Origin of the sequence: Mycobacteroides sp. PCS013 (assembly GCF_049532645.1) — a bacterium.
Lineage (GTDB): Bacteria > Actinomycetota > Actinomycetes > Mycobacteriales > Mycobacteriaceae > Mycobacterium > Mycobacterium gwanakae.
This window is the reverse complement of sequence record NZ_CP150131.1, coordinates 1456647-1479325: the sequence shown is the minus strand read 5'-3', so window position 1 is coordinate 1479325 and position 22679 is coordinate 1456647. Positions and strand designations below refer to the sequence as shown.

The window sequence follows — 22679 nt, the reverse complement described above, 5'->3', positions numbered from 1 at the left end:
CCCGGCACGATGATCGCGGGTAGCAGGCCGTGCTGGGCGGCCAGCGGTGCGTGTCATTCTCCGACCTCATCCTTGATTTCTTCGCGGGCCTGCTGATACTCCGATATCAAGGTGCCGAAGTAGGTGAGTATTTCCGGGTCCCCCACCGGCTGCCAGTCCGGCGCAAGCAGTTTGGTGTACCGCTCGACATAGAGCAGTTGCTTGCCCACCAGGATGAATTCCTTGGGGAGGATAGCGTCGTGCTCGCGCCCCAACGCGGTGAGCTGTCGGCCGATCGTGCCGTAGGAGATCTTGCCCAACGAGGTACCCATGGGACGGGTGACCTTCCGGAGCGACTCGGCAACCTTGGCCGGGTCGGCGCCGGGATCGATGGCTCCCAATTTGATCAGCGTGCGCGCGGCCGCCTCGTCATCGGGCTCGATGATGAGTGCACCGATCAACTCGCGCAGCGTCTTGCGGGTGCGCTCGTCGAGGCGGCCGACGATTCCGAAGTCCAGGAACACGATTCGCCCTTGCGGGTCCACCATCAGGTTTCCGGCATGCAAATCACCATGGAAGGTGCCCGCGGCGAACGCCGAATCGAAAAGGGTGAGCATGAGGGTCTTGACCACCTCGGGGCCGTCGAAGCCGGCCGCACGGATCTCATCCGCGTTGTCGATACGGATGCCCTCGACGTACTCCATGGTGAGCACCTTGTCGGTACACAGCTCCGAATAGAGCTGGGGTACTCGCACCTTCGGTGCGTACTTGGAGCCCGCAAGGCCCGCGGTCCAGTCCCGCATGGCCTGGGCTTCCAGAGTGAAGTCGAGCTCCTCGGCGAGATTGGCCTCGAAATCCTGCATCACCTCGTAGATGTTCGACATGCGGCCCATCTCGGTGAGTTCCAGGCCCCGGGCGATTTGTTTGAGGATCTGCAGATCGGCCGCGAGCCTGGTGCGGATCGCGGGGCGCTGGATCTTGACGACGACCGCGGTGCCGTCCTTCAGGGTCGCCTTGTGCACCTGGGCAATGGATGCCGAGGCAAAGGGAACCTCATCGAAGGAGCCGAACACGTCCTCGGGTGCGGCGCCGAGCTCGTCGGTGAGCATGGAACGGATGGTCCGCGGGTTCGCCGGCGGTACCTGATCGAGCAGCGACCGAAACTCCGCGGAGAGGTCCTCGGGGAACATCCCCGGCGATGACGCGATGAGCTGGCCGAACTTGACGTAGGCGGGGCCGAGCTCGGCAAATGAACGGCGCATTTCCTTGGCGACCACCTGGCGCAGGTCGCGTTCGGTGGGACGTTGGCTCAGGATGCGCGACCCGGCCTTGAGGAGCTGACCGGCCGTAGCTGCCAGCCGATCGAACTGAATCTCGGCGGAAACCGGATCAAGCTTCCGGGGCCTCCGGGGCTGATCGGATGAATCGCTCATCGCGACTCCCTTCGTCCTCATCACCTACGTCGATGAGACATTACCGACAATCCGGTATGTATGTTAATCGAACGTTAGGAGTATCCGGGGATGACCAGGGAAGGAAGCCCTACCGGTGCAGGGCGCGTTCGACTTGGGCGATCCGATCGTCGGCGAAATCCAGCACGATCTTCGTGGGGTAGAGCGCGACCTTCAGTACGCGGATGAGCGGATTGACCACGTCGATGAGGGTCTCGAGGCTCGTCATCGTGTTAGCCAGGGTCGTGGTGGTCTCGGCCAGATTGTTCAACGTGAGGTTCAGCGAGTCGAGGGAGTCGTCGAGCCGCTCCAGGCTCGAGTCCAGGTGGTCGAGCATCGAACCCACCCGATCGGTGAGGTCGTGCACCTCAACAGCCATCGATTCGATATGTCCGACGGTGCCATCGATGTTCAGTGCGACGTTGGCCAGCTTGCGGATCTTACGGGCCGGGGCGGGCCGGTTCCCGTTGCTGGTATAGACCTCCGCCATTGGAGTCACCTTTCCGTTGCGCCCAGCCTAGGCGACATGTTCACGGTCACCCACCGGCTATCCCGCTGGACGACCATTTGATGCACGTTTGTGACCGGCCTCACATAGCGTGCCAGATCGGATTAGCCGGTGGATACCCCTGCTGACGCGTGCGAACCCGCGCGCCGGCCGAAGAACGACGCTTCGCCAAGCCGGGTTCCGCTGCTATAGCCCTTCCCGTCCTGAGCAATGTTCGAAGCGCTGGCGCCCGCCGCATAGAGACCCGATATCGGCTCCCCGGATTCGGCGAGCACACGTCCGTCCGCATCCGTACGAAGTCCACCCAGCGTGAATCCCGCATAGATCGCCTTACCAAGGGTCAGATCGAACGCACCCCATGGGCCGGTTCCCTGCGCGGCAAGGTATTTCGGGTACTTATGGAAGTCGGGGTCCTCTCCCCTGGCGGCATGTTCGTTGTACCGCTGCAAGGTCTTCTCAAGGTTTCCCGCCGGGATGCCCAGCGCCGCTTCCATTTCCGCAACGGTCTCCCAGCCATCGATGAACGGCGTCAACGGCAGGGTCGGCCGATCCATGTGCTCGGAGTCGACAATCAGGTAGGCGGCACTGTCGGGCTGATCCATCACGAACCCAGAGGTCCGGGAATGGTAGGAGTCTTCGGCGACGAATCGTTCACCGTTCTTGTTGACGATGATTCCGGTGAGCAATCCCGACGGCGGGTACACCGGAGCAGTCACGAAGATCTGGTTCATGTTGCGGGTGCCTGCACCCGCGGACACCCCGAGTCTGATGCCAAGACCGTCGTCGTAGGTACTGCCGAGCACGAAGGGTTTCTCGGCGAGCTTGGGGGTGTACTCGGCCACCATGGCGGGGTTCATGACGAATCCGCCCGCCGCGATGATCACTGACTTCGCGCGTATCGCACCGGTTTCCGCGAAACGTTTCCATGTGGCGCCCACGACCGCACCCTCCTCGTCGAGGATGAGCGCCGTGGCGCCGGTCTCATAGCGGATGGGTACACCCAGCTCGTCGGCACGCCGTGCGAGCAGGTCCACGACCATGCCCGCACCGCCGGTGTCGCCGGGCTTGGGCACCTTGTGTCCGCGTGGCGCCGGAACAGCCTGATCGCGGTACGGCCACACCAGCTCGTTGCCCGTGAACATCAACCCTTCGGTGTTGGGCTGGATGACCGCCTTCTCCGGATAGAAGCTGCGTTCGAACTGAAAACCCAGCGCCTCAAGCCAATTGAAATGATCGACGCTTCCGTCGCAGTACAGACGGATCTTCTCCGGATCGGGATCCGGCGATACCGCCATGAGGTATTTGTACATTTCGTCAGCGCTGTCGGCATGTCCGGTGGCCTCCTGAACCGCGGTGCCGCCGCCGAGGTAGAAATGCCCGCCCGCCATGGCGGTGGTCCCGCCCGCCGTGGCGGCACGCTCAAGGGCGAGTACGCGTACGCCCGCCTCGGCGGCCGAGACGGCGGCACATCCGCCGCCCATGCCGAATCCGATGACCAGTACATCTACCTCGTCAGACCACTCCGTGACGTCCTGGACCGCTACGGTTTCCGGTATCGCTGCGCTCATGCCTGCTCACTCTTGATGTAGTCGTAGAACGCCCGGATTTCGGACGGGACATGGGCCAGTTCCATGTACGGCAACGCGGCCTCAGGTGCCGAGAGGTAGGCAAAGCGCATACCGCCGGGCATCACACCGTCTTGGACCACTGCCATGCCGCGTGCCGTGGCCTGGTGGACCGCAACGTCCATGTCGGGCGGTTCCACGCATACGTGGTGCAGCCCCGGGGGATGTTGTTCCAGAAACTCCGAATAGATGCTTAAACCGCTGACCGGGCGGATCAGTTCGAGTTGCATGTCGTCGAGGTAGCTCAGCGCGATGGTCGCGGTGAAGTCGGCCGGCGCACCGCGATAGGTGCACGAGTCGGGGCCGAAGTGCACATCTGGAATTCGCGTCCATTTCTTGACCCCGAATACGGCACTTAGCATGCCTTCCGTGGCGTCGAGATCATCAGTAACCCAAGCAATTTGGGTGACGCGTCCAAATCCAGAAACATCCGGCGGCATTGCCGATGTGGTCATGGGCCGATAGTAGCGTCCGCTGTGGCGCCGGCCACTTCAGCCCGCGGTATAGGCCTGCGTGGTGCGATCTGCCATGCCTCGGGCCTGCACTGTGTCCATACCGGAGGCAACGGCCGCCTCGTACCACCGTTCGCTGGAGCCGGCCATGAATGCGCGCCCCTCATCGCCGGCCGCCCAGGCCGCTCCCTCTTCGGGAGTAATCCGATCCTCAGGTGACGCGAGATATCCGGCCAGGCCCAGAATCCCGGAGTCCCAACCGACTCCGACGGCGCCCGGACCGAACTGCAGCCAGTGTTCGTCGTCGTCGCTGATATCGGAGATGTGTTCCAGGGTGAAGGTGGCCCGGTCGCCGGACTCGGGGGTAATCGTCACCTCGATCCAGCTGGTGGCGCCCATGGCTTCCCAGGACGCGCTGAACGAATGCGGCGCATCGCAGGTGAGCACGGTTCCAGATGCGTTGCCCTCCAATGAGTAATGGCCTCCGATGCGCAGGTCTCCGGTGACCGGCAGGAACCACCGCGGGATGCGTTCGGCGTTGGTACAGGCATCCCATAGGTCTTCAGCGGTGGTGTCGTAGGTCTGACTGACCGTCACAACGCGCGCCTCTCGTGCCTGGAATGTCCTGGTGCCGACCGTGCGGCGGACGGCGTTGAGCTGATGCTGAACGTCGATCACGAGATGTTCTCCTTGTCGTTTCGGGGGCTTGCGGATGCGCGGTGCCGCTTGCCGCGGGAGATCTCGGTGGCCAGCGCATCCAAATGCGGAGTCCAGTTGCGGCGAAAGGTGTCGAGCCAGCGGTCCACTTCCCGGAGCGGCGCGGCGTCCAGGCTGTAGAGACGCCGGGTTCCTTCGGTACGTACCGTCGCGAACCCGTTGTCGCGCAGCACCTTCAGGTGCTGTGATACGGCAGGCTGGCTTATCGCGAACTCCGACCGGATCACCTCGGTAACGGCACCCGAGGACATCTCCCCCGCCTGGATCAGCTCCAAAATGCGCCGGCGCACCGAGTCTCCGAGTATGTCGAAGGCGTGCACGCCGCAATATTAAAAGCCTGCACTTATATAAGTCAATAATTAAATACTAACCCCAGGTCAACGGATCGAGCTGCAGATAGAACTCCAACCGATCGGGGTCCGCACGTGTCCCGTACACGTCCAGGAACCGCCCACGTGCGGTTGCCGCCCGTGTGTCCTCGGGCCAGCTATCCCGCGAATTGGCGAAGAGCAATGCGAGATCCGCATGCCGATCCGCCAGCCCGAGCCTGCCGAGGTCGATGAGTCCGGCGACCGAAAAGCCGTCCGGAGCGATGAGGATGTTCGGCAGACACAAGTCGCCGTGGCATACGGCCAGGTCGCCGGTTTCCTGGGCGAGGCGCGCCGGTACGTCGGCCGCGACACGCGCCAGGAGCTCCGCTGCAGGAACATCACGGTCCTCATCGGGCAGGAAGTCCGGATTGACGGCATCGCGGGCCACCACGTCACGCGCCAGCGCCATCATCGCGTCCAGATTCCGCGTGAAAGGGCACTGTGCCGTCGGCAGTGCGTGCAGTCGGCGCACTGTCTCGGCGATGGCGGGCCACGCCCTGTCCAGATCGTCCGCGTCCAGCTGATCGGCGGGCGTGCCGCGAACGGCTGAGGTGATCAACACGGGGCCGCTGGGCCCCGGTGTCCATTCAAGGACCTTCGGGCCCGGGACATCCCGAGCGCTAAGCCAGTCGATGCGATCTCGCTCTGCCGCCAGGTCGGCACCGCCCGCTTTCGCGTAGCGCGTGCGGTCGGCCGACCGGTAGACCGAGGCGCCGGACTCCCCTGTTGTGACAGGTTCCCAGGCCGAGAGGTCGATCAAACGCCCGTCCAGGCCGAATCGAGCCGGTGCGCGACGTCGATGGTGCGTGCCGCCATGGCCTTCGGGTTATCGACCTCGTCGGCGACATACTTGGCGATGAACCGGCTGATCAGCTGATCGACGCCCGCCAGGATGCGCAACAGCTCGCCGCGAATGGTGTTTGAGGACACGTCGACGGTGATGTCTGACGGGCCGGGCGGTGCGACGTCGATGATCAGCTGGAGCGGCGCGGCGGCGCGGGCGGTCGCCTTCAGGTTGATGTTGCCCGCGACGTTGAATCGGCTCTTGTCGAGCTTCAGGTCGATCAACAGATCGATGGCCAACGGCACCTGAATGTCGAAGGTGATGGTCTCGCCGGCGTTCCGGGTGACGATCGGGTCCAGGATCTGGACCTTCGCAGTGACCTTGGCGATCTTTCCGGGCCCTTGAGCCATGGGGCCGACCTCGAACGGTTCGCCGGCGATCGACGCGACCGCCGCCCGTACGCGGGCCTCGCTGACGGCTATCTCGAAGAACGCCCTGCCGAATTCCTCATACGAGAGGTATTGGTGGCCACTCGCCTCGCTATCCATAGTGAGAGATACGGTCTCATGGACGGGGCCGGAAGTGTGAACTGTCGGAGTGTCCGTGTGTCAGAAACCCCGAATCCGCATCAATCGATGCGACCGTCGCATCAGTAGCAAACATGTGATGATCATTACGCAGCATGTAGGTGGCAAGATGCCATATTTGCGGCTATGCGCCGAGCGTAAACAGGCCGTCGATGCAAGCAACTGCTGGTCGCACCGGGGCGGATCGGTCTCAACCGCCCCGGCTCTCCGCGAGGGCATCGCTGGTGATTGCCCGGCGGACATTAGCCCTTCGTTCTTCGATCGTGCGGCCAAACTCCTGCATGAGCAAGGGGTTCCGGTGCACCAGCGTCTCGACCTGCTCGCGTTCGATCTGCACGACAGTGACTTCGCCAACGGCATACGCGCAACCGATCACCGGCTGGCGAGTGAGCGTGCTCTGCCCAAGAAATGAACCTTCGTCGATCGAGGTTAAGCCCTTCCAGGCGAGCGGCATACCAGATCCAGCGCAGGAAAGTCGCCTTCGCCTCGCCATCATCGTCAAAGGACAGCAGCGGGATAGTGGTGCCTTCGACGGCCCAGCTAGACGACTGATCACACGGAATCGCCGGACATTGGCCGCCGGCCGGCTCCTCGACTTACAGGATGTAGAGCATCTCCTGGTAGGTCGGCAGCGGCCACAGGTCATCGGCCACTATCCCCTCGAGCATGTCGGCGGCGGCTCGCACCGCATCCATCGCGGGTAGCAGGCTCTTGGCGTGCTCCGCTTCCTCCAGCGCGCTGACGGCGGAGTCGCTCTCGATTCCCTTCTTCAGGTCGGCGAGGGCCGCGACGAGGTCGGCGATGGGGCCCGATACATCCTCCAGCAAGGTGGTGCTGGGCGACATCCCGGCGGCCTTCAGCGCGGCGACGTTCTGCGCGATCTCAGTCTGGTAGCGCAGTGCCGCGGGTAGCACGACTGTCGAGGCCAGCTCGAGGGACAGTTTCGCCTCGACGTGAATCGTCAGCGCGTACTGCTCAAGACCGATCTCGTAGCGGCTGTGCATCTCCCGGTCGTTGAAGACCTTGTACTTGTCGAACAACTCCAGGGCTTCGGGCTTGATCAGCTCCGGGAGCGCGTCCAAGGTGGTCTTGAGATTCGGCAGGCCCCGAACGGCCGCCTCGGTTTGCCATTCCTCCGAGTAGCCATCCCCGTTGAACACCACGTCGCCGTGTTCGGTGATGATGTCGGTGAGAAGCTGCTGAACGGCCTCGTCGAAGTCGGTGCCGTCGGCAACTTCCTTTTCCAATACGGTGGCAATGTAATCCAGCGATTCCGCCATGATCGTGTTGATCGTGACCATCGGTGCGGCAACTGTCTGCATCGAGCCGGGAGCGCGGAATTCGAAACGGTTCCCGGTGAACGCGAAGGGGCTGGTTCGGTTGCGGTCGCCCGGATCGGTAGGCAGGACCGGCAATGTATCGACGCCGATAATCATGCTGCCCTTACCTTTTGACGACGTCGCCGCACCCTTGGCAATCTGCTCGAACACATCGGCCAGCTGATCGCCGAGGAAGATCGAGATAATTGCCGGCGGAGCCTCGTTCGCGCCGAGACGGTGATCGTTGGTCGCCGATGCCACTGAAACCCGCAGCAGCCCACCGAATTTGTGTACAGCACGGATTACCGCGGCGCAGAAGACCAGGAACTGCGCGTTCTCATGTGGTGTGTCGCCCGGCACCAGCAGGCTGCCAAACTGCGAGTTCCCCAACGAGAAGTTGACGTGCTTGCCGGAACCGTTGACACCGGCGAAGGGCTTCTCGTGGAACAGGCACTCCATGCCGTGCTTCTTGGCGATCGTCTTGAACGTCGTCATGAGCAACTGCTGATGGTCCGAGGCAATGTTGGCCCGCTCGAACATCGGAGCGATCTCGAACTGCCCAGGCGCAACCTCGTTATGCCGGGTCTTGGCCGGGATACCGAGCTTGAACAGCTCACGCTCGGTATCCATCATAAATCCGAGAACACGCTCGGGCACCGCGCCGAAGTAGTGGTCGTCGAACTCCTGACCCTTGGGCGGCTTGGCGCCAAACAGAGTACGACCCGCGTTGATCAGATCCGGGCGGGCCAAGAAGAAGTGACGGTCCACCAGAAAGTACTCCTGCTCGGGACCGCAGAACGACACGATGTGATCAAAGTTGCTGTGGCCAAACAGTTTAAGAATACGCTCGGCGTGCTCCCCCATCGCCTGCTGGCTGCGCAGCAGCGGGGTCTTGTGATCCAGAGCCTCACCGGTCATCGACACGAACACAGTCGGGATGCACAGCGTGTTGCCGTTGGGGTTTTCGAGGATGTACGCGGGGCTGGTGACATCCCAGCCTGTGTACCCCCGGGCCTCAAAGGTGTTTCGCAGGCCGCCGCTGGGGAAGCTGGACGCGTCCGGCTCGCCCTGGATCAGGGTCTTGCCTGCGAACTCGGCCAGAGTCGCACCGTCACTGATTGGTTCAAGGAAGCTGTCATGCTTTTCCGCGGTCAGACCAGTCAATGGGTAGAAGACGTGCGCGTAGTGTGTCGCACCCTTCTCAAGCGCCCAGTCCTTCATCGCCGAGGCAACGGCATCGGCCACAGCCGGGTCCAGCTTGGCGCCCTGCTCGATGGTGGCGGTCACGGACTTGTAGACCGACTTGGGAAGCCGCTGTTGCATGACGGCCTTGCTAAAGACGTTCGCGCCGAACACTTCACCCGGCTCTTCGCCGACCACGAAGCTGATTGCCGGCGGCACGTAGGCCTCGACGTTGTTGATCGCCTGCAGCCGAACAGCATTTCCGCTCAATTGACTTCCTATCGCCGTGACGTGCCCGCAACTGATTTGCGAGCGACCAACGTGGCTACGTTAGGGACAACCGATAGCCGGGATGTTTCGCACACATCAACAGCAGAATGCGTAGCTGTGGAACTCCCCCTAACTTGCTGCATGGAGTTCGACTCGCGCTGAGCACTCACAGAGATGCAACACGCAGGAGCCGCGTTCGACAACCTGTTTGCCCCCAGTACCGCTGTTTGATACTGATGGAAGGTGACGATTCGACGCGCGTTCATCACTGGCGCAAATGGATTCGTGGGCCGCGCACTCTCGCGGCACCTCCGCGCCTCGGGCTGGGAGACCCGCGGCGTCGATCTGGCGGCGGACCCCACACACGACGTCCGCGCCGGAGATATCAACGTTGAGGGTCCGTGGCTAGCCGACGCTGCGGCCGCGGATGCGATCTTCCACACCGCAGCAATAGTGTCGAACACCGCAGCGGCCGACGCGGCCTGGCGCATCAATGTGCTTGGCACGAAAAAGGTTATCGATGCCACGTCACCAGGGGCGGTGTTCGTACACCTATCGTCGGTTCGGGCGTTCTCGGACATCGACTTCCCCGATATGGTCACCGAAGATCATCCTGTCCGAACCGACGGGAACACCTACGTTGACACCAAGATCGCAAGCGAACAAGTGGTACTGCAGGCTCACGCGGCCCACCGGATCGATGCGCGGATCGTACGCCCAGGTGATATCTACGGGCCCGGATCCCGGCCGTGGACACTGCTGCCCCTCGAGATGATCCGCGGTAACCAGTTCGTGTTGCCCGCGATGGGAAAGGGCATCTTTTCGCCGATCTACATCGATGACGTCATTGACGGCATCACGAGCGTGGCTACCTGCGATGCGGCACGCGGCCAGATCTTCACCATCTCGGGAGGCGCTGGGGTCTCCTGTGCACAGTTCTTCGGCCACTACTACCGCATGCTCGGTAAGCGCGGCCCCTTGGTGCTACCCACCACCGCTGCGATTGGCTTAGCCAGAGCGAAGACGTCCATCCTCGCGCTGTCGGGCAGAACAACTGAAGCCAATGCCGCCTCCGTGCGATACCTCACCAGGACCGGAACCTACTCGATTGCCAAAGCACAGAGCGTTCTGGGGTTCAGGCCCCAGTTCACTCTCGAATCCGGCATGCAAGCGACCCAAACCTGGTTACAGAGCCAAGGGCTCCTGGGATGACAAAAACCACCTGTAAACAGGTGGTTTTTGTGTTGTCGGGCTGACAGGATTTGAACCTGCGACCACTTGACCCCCAGTACAGATACGAAGGCGCTATCACTGGTCAGGGAGGTTTTCGCAACGTTCGCTTGTGTGCGCCGATCTGGCGATTGTGTGAGGGTGCGCATGCCGTGCGGTCCCCGCATGGTCCCCACCGCCTTCAGGTACGCGAGTTTATTCAGGCCGGATGGGGATCTACTACGGACAGAGATTCCCCGCACCGGCTGTTCCACACCTGCCTCGGGCGGCGTTCATAGAGGGATGCACCGCTGCCGTTGGCGTTGCGTTTAGGGCAAGGCCCCCAACCATGGCCGCTTGTCGGTGCACACGTGCTGAAGTGAAATCCGATGCATACGCCAGATAGATTGGAGTGCAGTAATCTTGGTCCGGGCGCCCCACTCCGCTGGGAGGCGCCCGGGCCAAGAAGTATGCGCTTTGGCGCTCTTGTCGCGTGTACTAGGGGCAGGTGACTTCGATTTCGAAGGGCTTCTCAATCGGTTGCATGGGGTTGGCTGTGTCCACGCCGGTTGCCGTGCCGGTCACGGTGTATTTCTTGCCATCTTTTGTTGCGGTTGCCTTTCCACCTGGAGCCCCGTCCGCAAAGCCCAGGGTCACACCGTCGATGTTGCCCAGGCCTACCGAGGTCACTTTGGGCGAATCGCCGTCGGATAGCACCACGGCGATTGCCTGCATCCCGGCGCCCATTCCGATATTGACTTGCCCGGCTGCAGTGGAGCACGCGATAGCGCCTTCGACCTTTTTTTCTTTGCCGTCCACGACCACTTTGGCGCTGCTATTCGTCGCTGCGGCACCACCTTCGGCGCTGACCGTGGTCTTTTCCGCTGAAGAGGGCGCCGATTCGTTCTTGTCACCCGAACACCCAGCCAAGCCCAAAGCGATGATCGCCCCTGCTCCTATGACAACTACACTGCCGGTGCGCTGCATTGCGTTCTCCTTCACGATGTTTCGGCGCCCAGCCAGACGGTCACACGTTAAAGCTGGGCGCACAATCAATCTCGAAACTGCACCGTAGCCGATCACCCGATAGGAATGGCTAAGCCTTGGCGAATTCTTAGACCGCCATTGGCTTCTCGCTACGCTCGGGTGCCGAGGGCCGTTGTGCTTGTTGACCGGCTATCCCGCGTGGAGTAATTCTCAGCAACACAAATATTAAGTATGATTCTTAGTATTGACTTATGTGGCCTTAATCTGCGCCGGGCCCGGATGGGATGGTGTTCGGTTTTGAACGCGACTTCGCGCAAGGTTCCAAACACCGGTACGCCGTTGCCGCGTGCGCTCGATGGAGCCGCGGTGTGTCCGTATGCTCAGTTCGATGAATTGCGCTGAGGGTGCCGTGACGGTTCCGGTGACCGCTCGCACTGAGTATGTGACCAGACGTCATCGATGGTCGGCTCTTGCTGCGGGGGCGGTTTTAGCGTCCGGGCTGATTGCGCTGACGGGGCTCAATTATGCCGGCGCGTCGGGGGCGTTAACCGGGTCGGTAGTGGCCGTCCTTATCACTGTCGGGTTGGCTGCGGTGGCCTATGGGCGTCTCGGCGCACCGGGGGCGGTCCAGCTCACCGTTGACCGGGACAGCGTTCATTTCGGCGACGAGACTCACGGGGTTGTCAGCTACCAGCTCGCATCGCTGGTTGCGATGAGCCAAGACGGTCCAGCCAGCGAAACGTTGGTGGACATGGATATCCGGCGCCTGATGGTGCGAGGCCAGAAGTATTTGACGCTGACCTTCGCCACGGACGGCGGAGACGATGAGTGGCGGGTCGCTGTTGTCGGATCAGATCCCGCGGTCGCGCACATAGTCAGTCGTATCCACGCCGCACTGTCTGAGTCGCCGCCTGAAGACGTCCCGTCTGATGTCGGTTCGGGTGCGCGGATTGCTGATGCCGGTACCGATGAGGCGGCTAAACGGTTGTGGGAGTATGCCTGTCAGCGTCACGACGATATTCTCGGCGCGTACGGCGCCTACGAATTGGACCCGGCGAGCTTGTTGCGTTACCCGGCTATCACCGATGTGACCGCCGAACCTACCCAGATGTTCCACGTCGCCCTCGATCGGGCACAGGCCTTGCGCACCGAGGCATACCCTGGTAACCGGAGCCTGGCCGACGCCTACGGGCAGGCTGTAGTGGCATTACGCCGAGCCTGGATCGCATGTGAATCGTATGGCAAGAAGGTTGGGACCTCTTACCTCGAACCGGCCGACCGAACCGAAATGGGCACGGCAGTAAAGCTTTACAACCACGCTATATCGGGCGCGACGCCCGCAGAACAAGCCGCCTATTACGGCCGTGTCCGAGACATCATCACCAAACTCGTCGAGCGGGGTGTTCTGCATCCACCCAAAGTGCAATTGGCGCAACTAGAAGCTGTGACTCGCCGGGCCATCGAGGCGGGGCAGCCGACCTAAGATCACCAGTCAGCGGGACCCAGGGGCCAGGAATCGACCATCTAGCGAATACGTCCCCGACGCTGCGTCGACACCGGCGAGCTCCACGCGGATCGCCAACCGGAACGGGTCGATCACCTGGTCGCCTACCCAGATGTCGACGGCCTCGCGTTCATAGGGCTCAAGGGCACCGCGCTGCATCGCCTGTGCCCGAACAGATTCGAAGACCTCCGCCGAAACATCGTCGAAGGCAAATGGTTGCGATGCTGAACGGTAGGATTTATCGGTGACCTTCGGGATTTCTCCTGGCACCAGGACAATCTGGCCGGATCGATCACCGGTTACAAACTCCAGCACCACACCACCAGTGTTCTGGACCTCACTTGGCCGCGCGATGGGGGTGGCCCGGTGGCTGCCCCGGATCTCGAAGTCGGTCAACACTCGATCTGATGCGGTGATTCCCGCCAGTCTCAGGGCATCCCGAGCCCTCTGGAACGAAACAGCGAAATCTGCCGGATCGAAGATCTCACCCACGGTGCCATTCGGAAGTGCGTTGATGCTTCTGCGGCCGAATGAGCCGGTCAGGATCACCGGCGCGCCCGGGCCTGATCGCTTAATCTCCAGTGTCCCCAGGGCGCTCAACCGTTGAGCCGAATCAGCTTGATGGGCCATCTTCTCGATGAGTGCGCCCAAATCGATCGATGCGATCTCGCCGGCAGTGAAGGTACTGTCCTTGCGTAGAACCTGCGGTGAGGCTGTGGTGAACGCATCTCCATTGTTATTGATATAGACAATGCTCACCGCGCCGTTCGTGGGGTCCAGTACCGTGCCATAGTCCGAGCCGCTGCCGGTGAAGCGTAGATCGAGCAGATTGTTGGTGGCGGCAGGACCGAACTGTTCGGTGATGGCCCGGATCATGCCGTCTCGGCGAGCATTGAGTTCCATGCTCTTCGACTTGGAGTCATTGTGCACACTCGGCGTCGACGCTGCAGGCGTGGTCAATGAAATGTGCCAGGCATCGCCGACACCGAAGAGCGCGGCCGTTGCCACCAGGATAGACAGCGCCGGAGAGATCAACGCCCACGTCCGGCGGCGATCGTTGAAGCTTGGCGTGCCCGGTACTTCCCGTGAAGGCAACCTATCCGGTGCCAGTGCGGTGACCGGACTGTCAGCCAGAGACTTGAAGTCCTCGCCTGACATCGACGCTATCCACCGCCCCTGATACTCGGTGTCATGCGGTGGACTGATCGTCGCCACCATCAAAGTCGGTTGCAGATCGCCGTCACCAACACTGCTACGGGTTAGTGCCTCGATTCGGGTCGGCACTCCATCCGAAGCTGCCGCAAGACGAAACCTCTCATACTCGGAAGCACGGGAGACCCGCAGCACAACCGCGAGCCCCACCGTCACAAGTGGTATCCCCACAATCAACGACACCGGCCAAGGGTTATAGGAGCCGAGTCCAATACCAATCCCAATGACGGCACCAGCCGCACCGACCCAGCCAACACGTCGCGTCGCGCGATTCATCAAACCCCCTGCCGACGACGGTCTCTTGATGCTAGTAGCGCGCCTCAAGAAGATCCATGTGGCTTGAATTGTCGACAGTGTGTGATTCCACTGCGCGGCAGCGTGCGCGGGCCGAGATGAGAGGATCGAATTTCCGGTAGTGCCATACTCGTACAGCGGAGGTGCCTGCCAGTGTCCGATACACGATTGGCCGCGCTCACGGCGCGTGTCGAGTACACCGATCCGGTGATGCGTGCCCGCACGGCGGTCGTCGGCGGTCTCGTCTTGCTGGGGCCGACTCTGCTGGTCGTCCTCAAGCTGCTCGACGCTGCACCGACAGCGATCATCGCTGCCGGTGGCGCCGCGCTCATGCTGGCATTCGTACTGCGGTTCTTCGGACCGGCCGCCAGCCGCCGGGCGTCGGTGCGGCTGGGCATCATCGATGACCATGTGGTGATCGGTGACGAGGTCATCGGCCACCAGGATCTCGTGCGCTCGCTGGCAGAGGTCGTCTCCGTCGAGGTCAGCGACACGCTGGCCGACCGCACCCTGATACATCCCGACGCCGGTGTGTATCAAGTCATGGGCTCGCAGTACCTCACGATCGGGTTCCAGTCCCGCGATGTCGGCTCATCGACCTCGGTGCAGACGGTTAAGGTGGCGGCAAACGCGTCTGATCCAGTGGCGGAGACCATCATCGAAGCGCTGCGTGACGCCGCGCCCACCGACGTGAAGCCGGCGACCGAATCGGTGCTGTCCCCTGCCGCAGCCTCACCGGCAGCCGACGAGCGGCTGTGGGGCGTCGCCCGCCAGATTCACGATTCGGTGCTCACCGAATACGGCCGCTACGAACTCGACCCGGCGCTGTTCCTGCGCTACCCGGGCGTCACCGACGTGACCCGCGGACCGGTGATGGACTTCCAGATTGCCCTGGCCGAGGCGCAGGCGCTGCGCACCGACAACTATCCCGGCGATCCTGCCCTTGCCGGCCGTTACCGTGCCGCGGCCGACACCCTGCGCCGGGCCTGGGTGCGCTGCGAAGCCGACGGCAAATCGGCTGCGCTCGGTGATCTTCCAGCTGCGGCCCGCGCCGACCTCACCACCGCAGGCAAGCTGCTGGCCCACGCCGAGGGCACCACGCACGGTGCAGAAAAGGCTGCCTACCTGCGACGTGTGCAAGACACCTTGGCCCGGTTGACCGACCGTGGCGTCCTGCACCCACCGCTGCAAGTCCTAGCAGCGATCGAGGCCGCCGCCCGTCGGGCGCTGGAGCCCTGACAGTCAGCTCTCCGCGCCGAGGTACTGACCTGTGCGCAGCTCGTAGAGCAAGCTGTCCTCGGAGTCGGCGTGGCGGTATTCCACCCTCGCCACCGGCCATGACGGGTTCGGGCGCGACCGGGTAAAGATTGTCAACGACAGCTCCCGCCGGTCGACGTCGTCGACACCCAATCGGCGGGCGGCGTCGTCGAGTATGGCGCGCAGCCGCGTCGGGTCGATGTCCTGGACGGCGAACGGCGTCGGCGTGGAGTCGGCAGGGCCGATAACGCCCTCGACGGGGAATTTGCCCGCATCCACATCGATCTTGCGTTTCTCCTCGCCGATGTTGGCTTCGACGTCGAATGTCCCGTATTGAGTCGACGAGGTATAGAAGCGGAAGTGACTGAGCATCGCTTCTGCCCCTGGCGGCCACTGAGTGGCAACCACTTTCACGACTTGACGCATCGTCTCGGCGACGTCAATGACATCCCACCACGGCGCGACGGTGCCGTCGGGAAGCACCTCGACGACGACACCGCTCTCCATATTCAACCGCAGGCGCAGCGCACGTCCCGCGTCAGCATCGAGGCGCCGCAACACGATTGATCGCACCTCATCGGTGCCCTTCGGAAACATATCCGAGGTCCGCGCGACGACATCGCGGATGTTGAGCGTCACGAAATCCTGGTCGGTGAAGATGTTTCTGGTGCGCGCGTCGTCGCGGTTGTCGACCTCCGGCTCGCTCTGCCCGAACGTCTTGGTGTAGCGATGATGGACATAACGATCACCCCCGCGATGCGCGTCAACGGTCCAGCCTTCTGTGTCCGAGGACACGAGCAGCAGCGTCGACAGCGCGCCGGGATCGACGGCCCGGACGTGGGCCAACGCCGTTTCGAACAGATCGACGACCGTAGCACCGTCTTTACGCTCATCGACCAACGGCACTGCGGTGGTGACGGATCGGGGCAGCGACAGTGCGAACACATGCCCCGGGACAGTAGTCAACACCGTGAGCGCAACAGCCAGGGTAACGGCCCCCGAGAGCGCTGCCTGCGCCGGCGGCCGACCGGAAAAACTAGGTGAGACCGTATCGCCGGGCGCAGGTACGTCTCGAGCAGGTATGCGGACCTCTTGCCCCGAGGCCGCGCGACGCACCTGCTCATCGGACATCGGTAGGCGCAGCATCACATCCCGTGCCACATCCCCAGGCACCGTGACGGTCCCCGTGAGCAGAGCTTCGTCGTCACCACCGAGCGGATCGGCACTGCGATCGATCGCCATAGCCCGGAACGGGACGTCAGCGATGCCTGTGCCCCCTCTCCGCTCTGGTGGGCGGATCGCTACGGCAATACCGGCCACGACCAAGGGGATCGCGATCAGCAGCCAGGCCAGGGTGCTGAAAGCTGCGATTCCGATACCAGCCCCGAGCAGAACGCCGGCCAGACCGCCACGCAGAAATGAACGAGGAAACATCCGCCCGAGGATATCTGCACTGCAGATCGCGAACCATTACCGCACCGTTCCCACAGATCCCCTATTTGAAGCAATGGACCCCCTTCTGCCGCCATCGCCGACACTCGGCCATCCCATCCTCCAACCCTGTCGATCGAAGATAGTGCCGTCCAGAGAGGGGAACCCCTGACTATCGGACAAGTGCGGTCCAACAGTCGGCAACGAACAAACTGGTCCCCGCCGGAAACCCGGCGAGGGCACCAAAACCGCCTCCTACCTGGTCGGGCTGACAGGATTTGAACCTGCGACCACTTGACCCCCAGTCAAGTGCGCTACCAAGCTGCGCCACAGCCCGCCGCCGCGATGAGCAGCAGACGGAAGCCTACCGTAGGTGTGGCGAGATCCTGAACTCGGATTCCGATCGACGAACCCGAATTTCTGAAATCACTTGTGTCACAACAAAATCATCCGCAACATTTGCCGACTGGTTGTCGGAGTGGCGTCCTACAATTTCGAACATGCGTTCGCATAATAGATGCCGAGGCAAGCCAGGTCCTCGCGGAGCTGGCCGGCGCCCTCGACGCGTTGTCGGAACTGGATCCGCAGACCCTTACGCAGGGTGACCGTCTCGCCGTCCTACGCGAGGTCGAGGCATTCGTGCGCCGGATTCCCGCCGCCACCCACGGGCTTGTGAATGAACTTGTGGCCGATCATGTTCCGGGCGCGTTCGGTGGCATCAACCCGCACGACGTCCTCGCCGATGCGCTCCGGATCACCCGCTCCGACGCCCGACGGCGCATCCGGGACGCCGCGGAACTCGGGACAAGGGTCACCCTCAGCGGTGACCGGATCGAGCCGGTGCTCGCGGCCACCGCCATGGCGCAACAGGCGGGCATCGCCGGGTGTGATCACATCGCGGTTATCCGCCAGTTCTGGGACCGACTCCCCCGCGCCGTCGATGCGGTAACCCGGGCGGCCGCTGAGAGGCAGCTGGCGGAGCTCGCAGGAACGCTGCGGCCCGACGAGCTCCGCAAGGCCGCGGACAGACTCCTGGCCTATCTCGATCCCGACGGGAGCTTCACCGGCGACGCCGACCGTGCTCGACGGCGAGGGTTCAGAATGGGGCGTCAGGGTGTCGACCTCATGACGCCCGGGGAATTCGACCTCGACCCCGAGCTACGTTCCTATCTCGACGCGATCTTCGCCAAGTACGCAGCACCGGGCATGTGCAACCCCGATGACGAAAGACCTTGCGTAGGTGATGATTCGGACGTAGATGCGGCGCGGCGGGATGGTCGAACCGTCGCACAGCGGCAGCATGATGCGCTGAAGGCGGTCTGCCGGTCCGTCTTGTCATCGGGTGAGCTGGGTCATCATCGCGGATTGCCGGTGACTGCGGTGGTCACCGCAACGCTGCGTGAGCTCGAAGCTGGCTCGGGTAACGCGGTGACCGGCGGGGGCTCACTCCTGCCGATCACCGATGTGATCCGGATGGCCAGTCACGCCCATCATTATCTGGCCATCTTCGATGACGACGGTCGCGCGTTGCATCTGGGGCGGGCGAAACGGATCGCCACCGAGGACCAGCGAATCGTGTTGACCGCCAAGGATCGTGGCTGTACCTACCCCGGCTGCGATCAACCCGCGTATCACTGCCAGGTGCACCACATGGACGAGTGGGCTCACGGCGGCAGCACCGATATCGACTCCCTCACGCTCGGCTGCGAAGGGCATCACAAGCTACTGGGAGCCGAGGACCAGCACTGGAGAGCAGTACGCGGCCCGGACGGCCGAACCTGGTGGATCCCACCCACGCATGTCGATCCGGCGCGCTCACCGCGTATCAATTGGTTCCACCATCCGGATGGCTACCTACGGGAGTAACACGACATCGGCCCCGCCGGGGGTTAACCCGACGGGGCCGATGGGGCCAAGAGGCTTAGTTCGAGCCGCTTGCGTGATCCGGTGTGATTACTCCGGGATGGTCAGAACCTGACCCGGCTGAATCAGATCGGGGTTGGCAACGCCGCTCGCGTCGGCGATCTTCTGGTACTGGTTGCCGTCGCCGTAGAAGCGCTCCGCGATGGCCCACAGGGTGTCACCCGACACGACCGTGTAGGTGCGGGGCTCCGGGGCAGGAGCAGGCTCCTCCACGGCGGCCGGAGCAACCTCGACGGACTCGGCCGGGGCGACCGGGGTGTCGGTCTGGGTGCCCGAGGACCACACGGAGTCGGCGCCTGCATAGAGCACCAGGTTGCGGTCGTCCTGCAGAACCAGCTTCACGTCGGAACGGCCCTCGGTGTTGCTGCTCCACAGCGCGCCGCCACCGTTGTCGTAGACCACGAAGTTTCCGTCGCTCTGCACCTCTGCACGGCCAGCGCTGTGTCCGCTGGTGTCGGAGGCCCACACGGGGCTGCCGCCGTCGGTCAGAACCAGGTTGCCGTCATCCTGCAGAGTCAGGGTGTACGCGCCGTTGTTCGAGGTGAGGCTCTGTCCCGAATCCAGCTTCTGACCCTGGGTGAGTGTGTCCGCCACTGTGTTGCGCCTTTCGTAGGTGGTTTTGCTACCGCCGCAGGATGGTAGACGGTCAAACTAGCCTAGGTCGGCAAACCGAAAAAGTGGGCGATTCGGATCGGGTAGATCTCAACATGGGTGCGAATATTGGGTGAACGGAGCCTGAGAGCGCAATGTGCACAGGGTCCTTTATCTTGTGCCCGTTGCTATCTCGCCGCCAGTTAGCGCTTGGGCCCGCGCTTCTCGCGTACTCGCACATTCACCCTGATGGGAGTGCCTTCGAAGCCGAAGCTTTCGCGCAATCGACGTTCGAGGAATCGGCGGTACCCCGCCTCGAGGAAACCGGTGGTAAATAGCACGAAGGTGGGCGGCCGTGAGGTGGCCTGAGTGGCGAACAACACACGCGGCTGCTTCCCGCCGCGCACCGGCGGCGGCGTCGCGGCAACCACTTCCTTGACCCAGGTATTGAGCTGACCGGTAGAGATACGCGAGTCCCAGGACTGCAGTGCAGACTCCAGCGCGGGCACCAGCTTCTGGATGGCCCGCCCACTCTTGGCCGAGATATTCACGCGCTGCGCCCAATTGAGCTGCGCAAGCTGAAGGTCTACTTCACGTTCAAGGAGATCGCGGCGATCCTCGTCCACCAGGTCCCACTTATTGAACGCCAGTACCAATGCGCGCCCGGATTCGACGACCATCGACAGCACCCGCTGGTCCTGTTCGGTGATGGGCTGGGATGCGTCCAGAAGCACGATCGCCACCTCGGCGGCCTCGATGGCTCCATGGGTGCGCAGCGAGGCGTAGTACTCATGACCCGAGGCCTGGCCAACCTTGCGGCGCAGACCAGCCGTATCGACGAAACGCCAAGTCTTACCGCCGAGTTCGATCAAGGTATCCACTGGATCCACGGTGGTCCCGGCAGTGTCGTGCACCACCGACCGCTCGTCGCCGGACAGCTTGTTCAGAAGAGAGCTCTTGCCCACGTTGGGTTTTCCGACGAGGGCCACACGCCGCGGTCCGCCCTCCCCCGACCCTCGCGCTGACACCTGAGGCAGATCGGCGACCACGCGATCGAGCAGATCCGCGACACCGCGCCCGTGCATGGCGCTGATAGCGATGGGCTCGCCCAACCCCAGCGACCACAGTGTTGCGGCGTCCGCCTCGGCACGGTCGCTATCAACCTTGTTGGCCGCCAAGAAAACTGGCTTACCCGAGCGGCGCAGCAGCTTCGCCGCGTCTTCGTCGGTCGAGGTGGGACCCACCGTCGCATCGACCACCAGGATGATCAGATCCGCGGTGGCCATCGCATGCCGCGCCTGTTCGGCCACCAACTGTTGCAGGCCGGTCGCATCGGCCTCCCAGCCACCCGTGTCCTGCACGGTGAATCGGCGATCCAGCCATTCGGCCGGATACGAGACGCGGTCCCTGGTCACCCCGGGAATGTCCTGTACGACCGCTTCGCGCCGCCCGATGATGCGGTTCACCAAGGTTGACTTGCCGACATTCGGGCGACCGACCACCGCCACCACCGCGGGCGGGGCGCTCGGCTCCTCGGTTTCCTCGACTCCATCGAATTCGTCGAGTTCCCACTCGCTTTCGTCGACCCATGTGCCGTCGGTCATCGGGATGCCCCTGCCTTTGTGCGAACGAGGTCCAGCAGGTGGGCCACCACCTCATCCTGTGTCATGTCGCTGGTGTCGACCTCTATCGCGTCCTGGGCCGGACGCAACGGTGACACCGCCCGGGTCGAGTCCAGATGATCGCGGCGCTGCACGTCGGCAAGCACGCGCTCGTACTCGTCGGCCCCACCGCCCGAGACATTCTGTGCGTTACGGCGCTGGGCCCTGGCCTGTGCCGATGCCGTGAGGTAGATCTTCACGTCGGCCTCGGGCAGCACGACGGTACCGATATCGCGGCCCTCGACCACCACGGCGCCACCACTGCCCTCGGCCAGCTCACGCTGCCGTCGCACCAACCGCTCACGTACCTCCGGAACCGCGGACACCGCGGACACCGCGCCAGTCACCTCGGTCCCCCGGATGGGAGTCGACACGTCCTCTCCAGCGAGCAGAGCCGTCTGCGCATCCGGATCGGACCCGACCGACATGGGCACCTCACCGGTGGCCGCGGCGATGGCCGCCGGATCGGTGAGATCGACACCGGCACGCAACACCCAGAGCGTCACGATGCGGTACATCGCACCGGTATCCAGATAGGCGGCGCCGAGCTGCCGGGCCAATTCCTTGGCCACCGAGGACTTTCCGGTGCCCGATGGACCGTCGATGGCCACTACGACGCGACTCACAGCCCCACCGCCTTGTACAGCGAGCCGATCTCATCGCGACCCAGGGCGCGGAGGCTTCCCGGACGCTGATTGCCCAGCGTCACATCGCCAATCTTGGTGCGCACCAATTCCACTACCGGATGCCCCACGGCATCCAGCATCCGGCGCACAATGCGATTGCGCCCCTCGTGCAGGGTCAGCTGGAGCATGGTCTGGCCGTCGGTGGTGCCGAGGAATTTGAAATCGTCGACCTTGGCGGGGCCGTCGGCGAGTTCCACGCCGTCGCGCAGCTGTCTGCCAAGACTGCGCGGTATGTTGCCGGCCACCGTGGCGATGTACGTCTTGGGCACCTCATAGGACGGGTGCATGAGGCGGTGCGTCAGCTCTCCGTCATTGGTCAGCAGGATCAGTCCGACGGTTTCGGCATCCAGACGGCCGACATTGCGGACACCCTGGTTGCTGCGCACCCGCTCTTCGATCAGCTTCCCGATGCACGGGCGGCCACGATCGTCCGACATGGTTGAGAGCATCCCGTACGGCTTGTTGAGCGCCAGATACACCAGCTCGGAGTTCATGATCACCCGCGCACCGTCGACGCGAACCACGTTGACGGCGGGATCGATTCGCCGGCCCTGCTCGGTGACGATCTCGCCGTCCACCTCCACGCGGCCGTCGAAAATCATCCGCTCGGCAACCCGGCGTGACGCAATTCCCGCCTGCGACAACACCTTCTGTAGCCGAATTCCTTCTTCGCTCATCG

At 63.1% G+C, this 22679-nt stretch carries 21 protein-coding genes and 1 tRNA gene; 4 read left to right on the top strand and 18 right to left on the bottom strand.

Translation table 11 applies throughout. The annotated features are described in order from the left end of the window. Positions 1-53: 53 nt before the first annotated feature. The 10 genes from RHO23_RS07135 to RHO23_RS07090 form a co-directional block, all read right to left on the bottom strand. Entirely contained in the window at positions 54-1412 is a 1359-nt protein-coding gene (locus RHO23_RS07135) for an ABC1 kinase family protein (protein ID WP_070917749.1), read from the bottom strand. Between the two features lie 109 nt (positions 1413-1521). Further along, positions 1522-1920 (bottom strand): hypothetical protein, encoded by a 399-nt coding sequence (locus tag RHO23_RS07130; RefSeq protein ID WP_030097983.1) that lies wholly within the window; start codon positions 1918-1920, stop codon positions 1522-1524. A gap of 122 nt (positions 1921-2042) precedes the next feature. Further along, the gene (locus RHO23_RS07125; RefSeq protein WP_070917750.1) at positions 2043-3506 is read right to left on the bottom strand and encodes an FAD-binding protein; all 1464 of its coding nucleotides are present in this window, start codon (positions 3504-3506) and stop codon (positions 2043-2045) included. Then, positions 3503-4018: a VOC family protein gene (locus RHO23_RS07120; RefSeq protein ID WP_423488853.1), complete on the bottom strand. Its 516-nt coding sequence runs from the start codon at positions 4016-4018 to the stop codon at positions 3503-3505. Before RHO23_RS07120 ends, RHO23_RS07125 begins: the two co-directional genes overlap by 4 nt. Positions 4019-4054: 36 nt before the next feature. After that, positions 4055-4693 carry an SRPBCC family protein gene (locus tag RHO23_RS07115; RefSeq protein WP_064408736.1) on the bottom strand — a complete coding sequence of 213 codons (639 nt, stop codon included), beginning with the start codon at positions 4691-4693 and terminating at the stop codon, positions 4055-4057. Beyond that, a complete protein-coding gene (locus tag RHO23_RS07110) occupies positions 4690-5052 on the bottom strand; it encodes an ArsR/SmtB family transcription factor (protein WP_030097987.1) in 363 nt (120 codons plus the stop codon). The genes RHO23_RS07115 and RHO23_RS07110 overlap by 4 nt, the downstream gene beginning before the upstream one ends. Before the next feature lie 46 nt (positions 5053-5098). Further along, positions 5099-5875 (bottom strand): APH(3'') family aminoglycoside O-phosphotransferase, encoded by a 777-nt coding sequence (locus RHO23_RS07105; protein ID WP_423489188.1) that lies wholly within the window; start codon positions 5873-5875, stop codon positions 5099-5101. Continuing rightward, on the bottom strand, positions 5860-6435 hold the full coding sequence (locus tag RHO23_RS07100; RefSeq protein ID WP_046253635.1) for a hypothetical protein: 576 nt from the start codon (positions 6433-6435) through the stop codon (positions 5860-5862). The genes RHO23_RS07105 and RHO23_RS07100 overlap by 16 nt, the downstream gene beginning before the upstream one ends. Positions 6436-6664: 229 nt before the next feature. Continuing rightward, a complete protein-coding gene (locus RHO23_RS07095; protein ID WP_423488852.1) occupies positions 6665-6928 on the bottom strand; it encodes a hypothetical protein in 264 nt (87 codons plus the stop codon). Between the two features lie 142 nt (positions 6929-7070). Next, the gene (locus tag RHO23_RS07090; RefSeq protein WP_057969232.1) at positions 7071-9245 is read right to left on the bottom strand and encodes a glutamine synthetase III; all 2175 of its coding nucleotides are present in this window, start codon (positions 9243-9245) and stop codon (positions 7071-7073) included. A gap of 243 nt (positions 9246-9488) precedes the next feature. Between RHO23_RS07090 and RHO23_RS07085 the strand changes: the two genes are divergently transcribed. Further along, positions 9489-10457, top strand: coding sequence for an NAD-dependent epimerase/dehydratase family protein (locus RHO23_RS07085; protein ID WP_070940935.1), 969 nt, complete (start codon positions 9489-9491; stop codon positions 10455-10457). A 495-nt stretch (positions 10458-10952) separates the two neighbouring features. Here the strand turns inward: RHO23_RS07085 and RHO23_RS07080 are convergent, their stop codons facing one another. Further along, positions 10953-11441 (bottom strand): lipoprotein LpqH, encoded by a 489-nt coding sequence (locus RHO23_RS07080; protein ID WP_019164474.1) that lies wholly within the window; start codon positions 11439-11441, stop codon positions 10953-10955. Positions 11442-12000: 559 nt separating this feature from the next. Here RHO23_RS07080 and RHO23_RS07075 point away from each other — a divergent pair. Further along, positions 12001-12924, top strand: a complete 924-nt coding sequence (locus RHO23_RS07075; RefSeq protein ID WP_081349327.1) for a hypothetical protein — start codon at positions 12001-12003, stop codon at positions 12922-12924. 9 nt (positions 12925-12933) lie between these two features. Here the strand turns inward: RHO23_RS07075 and RHO23_RS07070 are convergent, their stop codons facing one another. Next, complete coding sequence (locus RHO23_RS07070) at positions 12934-14433, bottom strand: hypothetical protein (RefSeq protein WP_025089386.1); 1500 nt, start codon at positions 14431-14433, stop codon at positions 12934-12936. A 171-nt stretch (positions 14434-14604) separates the two neighbouring features. On the opposite strand from RHO23_RS07070, the gene RHO23_RS07065 reads away from it, so the two are divergent. Beyond that, on the top strand, positions 14605-15690 hold the full coding sequence (locus RHO23_RS07065; RefSeq protein WP_019164471.1) for a hypothetical protein: 1086 nt from the start codon (positions 14605-14607) through the stop codon (positions 15688-15690). 3 nt (positions 15691-15693) lie between these two features. Here the strand turns inward: RHO23_RS07065 and RHO23_RS07060 are convergent, their stop codons facing one another. Continuing rightward, entirely contained in the window at positions 15694-17142 is a 1449-nt protein-coding gene (locus RHO23_RS07060; RefSeq protein ID WP_074245248.1) for a hypothetical protein, read from the bottom strand. A gap of 257 nt (positions 17143-17399) precedes the next feature. Next, positions 17400-17476: transfer RNA gene (locus tag RHO23_RS07055), tRNA-Pro, on the bottom strand. A gap of 173 nt (positions 17477-17649) precedes the next feature. Between RHO23_RS07055 and RHO23_RS07050 the strand changes: the two genes are divergently transcribed. Continuing rightward, on the top strand, positions 17650-19005 hold the full coding sequence (locus RHO23_RS07050; RefSeq protein WP_081349354.1) for an HNH endonuclease signature motif containing protein: 1356 nt from the start codon (positions 17650-17652) through the stop codon (positions 19003-19005). A gap of 87 nt (positions 19006-19092) precedes the next feature. Here RHO23_RS07050 and RHO23_RS07045 read toward each other — a convergent pair whose 3' ends face one another. From RHO23_RS07045 to RHO23_RS07030, 4 genes are all read right to left on the bottom strand, one after another. After that, positions 19093-19656 (bottom strand): LysM peptidoglycan-binding domain-containing protein, encoded by a 564-nt coding sequence (locus RHO23_RS07045; protein ID WP_030098009.1) that lies wholly within the window; start codon positions 19654-19656, stop codon positions 19093-19095. 200 nt (positions 19657-19856) lie between these two features. Further along, the gene (gene der / locus RHO23_RS07040; RefSeq protein ID WP_030098010.1) at positions 19857-21257 is read right to left on the bottom strand and encodes a ribosome biogenesis GTPase Der; all 1401 of its coding nucleotides are present in this window, start codon (positions 21255-21257) and stop codon (positions 19857-19859) included. Beyond that, positions 21254-21940 carry a (d)CMP kinase gene (gene cmk, locus RHO23_RS07035; RefSeq protein ID WP_064408732.1) on the bottom strand — a complete coding sequence of 229 codons (687 nt, stop codon included), beginning with the start codon at positions 21938-21940 and terminating at the stop codon, positions 21254-21256. The genes der and cmk overlap by 4 nt, the downstream gene beginning before the upstream one ends. Further along, positions 21937-22677, bottom strand: coding sequence for a pseudouridine synthase (locus RHO23_RS07030; RefSeq protein WP_064408731.1), 741 nt, complete (start codon positions 22675-22677; stop codon positions 21937-21939). Before RHO23_RS07030 ends, cmk begins: the two co-directional genes overlap by 4 nt. Between the last annotated feature and the right edge of the window lie 2 nt (positions 22678-22679).

Excerpts from the sequence above, each read along its gene's own strand:
- RHO23_RS07130 (WP_030097983.1), bottom strand. The coding sequence starts at position 1,920 with ATGGCGGAGGTCTATACCAGCAACGGGAACCGGCCCGCCCCGGCCCGT.
- RHO23_RS07100 (WP_046253635.1), bottom strand. The coding sequence starts at position 6,435 with ATGGATAGCGAGGCGAGTGGCCACCAATACCTCTCGTATGAGGAATTC.
- RHO23_RS07030 (WP_064408731.1), bottom strand. The coding sequence starts at position 22,677 with ATGAGCGAAGAAGGAATTCGGCTACAGAAGGTGTTGTCGCAGGCGGGA.
- RHO23_RS07060 (WP_074245248.1), bottom strand. The coding sequence starts at position 17,142 with ATGTTTCCTCGTTCATTTCTGCGTGGCGGTCTGGCCGGCGTTCTGCTC.
- RHO23_RS07095 (WP_423488852.1), bottom strand. The coding sequence starts at position 6,928 with ATGCCGCTCGCCTGGAAGGGCTTAACCTCGATCGACGAAGGTTCATTT.
- der (WP_030098010.1), bottom strand. The coding sequence starts at position 21,257 with ATGACCGACGGCACATGGGTCGACGAAAGCGAGTGGGAACTCGACGAA.
- RHO23_RS07125 (WP_070917750.1), bottom strand. The coding sequence starts at position 3,506 with ATGAGCGCAGCGATACCGGAAACCGTAGCGGTCCAGGACGTCACGGAG.
- RHO23_RS07070 (WP_025089386.1), bottom strand. The coding sequence starts at position 14,433 with ATGAATCGCGCGACGCGACGTGTTGGCTGGGTCGGTGCGGCTGGTGCC.
- RHO23_RS07080 (WP_019164474.1), bottom strand. The coding sequence starts at position 11,441 with ATGCAGCGCACCGGCAGTGTAGTTGTCATAGGAGCAGGGGCGATCATC.
- RHO23_RS07135 (WP_070917749.1), bottom strand. The coding sequence starts at position 1,412 with ATGAGCGATTCATCCGATCAGCCCCGGAGGCCCCGGAAGCTTGATCCG.
- RHO23_RS07120 (WP_423488853.1), bottom strand. The coding sequence starts at position 4,018 with ATGACCACATCGGCAATGCCGCCGGATGTTTCTGGATTTGGACGCGTC.